Genomic DNA, 255 nt, shown 5'->3' on the forward strand with positions numbered 1-255 from the left:
TTTTGGCGTTTTCGCTCCCGTCACTCGACGGCGATCAGCGCGGCGGCCACCGCGCGGTCTTCCGCCAGTAGAACATTGTAGGTCCGTACGGCCGCCCCGGTCGACATCGGATCGGACGCAATGCCCGCCGCCTTCAGCGCGGCACGCAACCCCGCCGACAACGGCCTGAGATCCTTGCCGGCGCCGACCAGCAGGATCTCGACCTTGTCGGCCTCGTTGAGCAGCTTGGCGCAATCGGCCGCCGTCAGTGCCAGG

General features: G+C 67.8%; 1 protein-coding gene. It reads right to left on the reverse strand.

Going from position 1 to position 255, the window contains the following annotated elements:
• Positions 1 to 20: 20 nt before the first annotated feature.
• Positions 21 to 255: MTH938/NDUFAF3 family protein (locus tag AC0L2F_RS35890; protein WP_473251540.1), on the reverse strand; the 235-nt coding region annotated here is incomplete at its 5' end.

This window comes from Bradyrhizobium sp. Ken64 (assembly GCF_055807555.1).